Here is a 1,472-nt window from a genome sequence, read left to right on the forward strand (position 1 = left end):
GGTCGAGGCTACCGGCGGCTCCCGGTCGCTCCGCCGCCGGGACCAGGCCGAGGTGACGGGACGGCGCGGTGACCTCGTCGTCCCGGCTCAGCACCCCGAGCACGGGGATCCCCAGCGGCTCCAGGGCGCGGCGTACCTCATCCGAGTGGCGGAGAGACCCGGCCTTGTTGAGGATCACCCCGCCGATGCGGACGGAGGGGTCGAACGTCGCCATGCCGAGTACCACGGCGGCGATGCTGCGCGAGGCGTGGGAAATGTCGACCACCAGCAGCACCGGGGTGTCGGTGAGGCCGGCGACGTGGGCGGTGGAGGAGAAGCCGTCGCCGCCGATCTGGCCGTCGTACAGGCCCATCACGCCCTCGATCACGGCGACGTCGGCCGGGCGCGGCTCGGCCTGCGCCCCGTGGAGCAGCAGGGGAACGATCGCGTCCTCGCCGACCAGATGCGGGTCGAGGTTGCGGCCCGGTCGTCCGGTGGCGAGCTCGTGATATCCCGGGTCGATGTAGTCGGGCCCCACCTTGTGGCCCGAGACCGTGAGGCCCCTGCGCCGCAGCGCCGCCATGAGCCCGGTGGCGACGGTGGTCTTGCCGTGACCCGACGCCGGCGCCGCCACCACGAGCCGGGGCAGGTGCGTCACCATTCGATCCCCCTCTGCCCCTTCTGGCCGGCGTCCATCGGGTGCTTGACCTTGGTCATCTCGGTCACCAGGTCGGCGGCGTCGAGCAGCCGGGGGTCGGCGTCGCGGCCGGTGATCACCACGTGCTGGCGACCGGGCCGCGACGTCAGCGTCTCCACCACGTCCTCGACGTCCACCCACCCCCACTTCATGGGATAGGTGAACTCGTCGAGCAGGTAGAGGTCGTGTCGCTCGACGGCCAGCCGGCGCGTGATCTCCGCCCAGCCCTCGGCGGCGTCGGCGGCGTGGTCCTCCTCGGTGCCGTCCTTGCGCGACCAGGACCAGCCGGAGCCCATCTTGTGCCATTCGACGGGCCCGCCCTCACCGGTCTCGGCGTGCAGTCGGGCGAGGCGCTCCATCACGGTCTGTTCGCCGATGCGCCACTTGGCGGACTTGACGAACTGGAACACGCCGATGTCCCAGCCCTGGTTCCACGCGCGCATGGCCAGGCCGAACGCGGCGGTGGACTTCCCCTTGCCGGGCCCGGTGTGGACCATGATCAGGGGTTTGTTGCGGCGTTGCCGGGTGCTCAGCCCGTCGTCGGGCACGCGGGTCGGTTGTCCCTGCGGCATCAGGCCACCTCTCCCTCGGGGTGTGCGGGGCTCTGTCGCGCGGCCGTGCGGGTCCGGACGGTGTCGGTCAGCCCCTCGGCCGTCACCTCGCCCAGCGGGATGTGTTCGGCGCCCAGGTGGGCGGCGAGTTCGGAGGCCAGGCCCATGCGGAACCGACCGCTCTCGCAGTCCACCACCACCGACGCCACCGGTAGGGAGGCCAGCCCGGCCGCCGCGGCGTGGGA

Annotated in this window: 3 protein-coding genes; all 3 read right to left on the reverse strand. The window is 72.4% G+C overall.

Annotation, left to right across the window (positions count from 1 at the left end):
- On the reverse strand, nt 1-640 hold a 640-nt coding region (locus G6026_RS12480), incomplete at its 3' end, for a cobyrinate a,c-diamide synthase (protein WP_182613365.1).
- On the reverse strand, nt 634-1,248 hold the full coding sequence (gene cobO, locus G6026_RS12485; protein ID WP_107755355.1) for a cob(I)yrinic acid a,c-diamide adenosyltransferase: 615 nt from the start codon (nt 1,246-1,248) through the stop codon (nt 634-636). The genes cobO and G6026_RS12480, both read right to left, overlap by 7 nt.
- The coding region (locus tag G6026_RS12490; RefSeq protein ID WP_206682028.1) for a hypothetical protein at nt 1,248-1,472 on the reverse strand (225 nt) is incomplete at its 5' end. The genes G6026_RS12490 and cobO, both read right to left, overlap by 1 nt.

Source organism: Dietzia sp. DQ11-38-2 (assembly GCF_014145055.1).
GTDB lineage: Bacteria > Actinomycetota > Actinomycetes > Mycobacteriales > Mycobacteriaceae > Dietzia.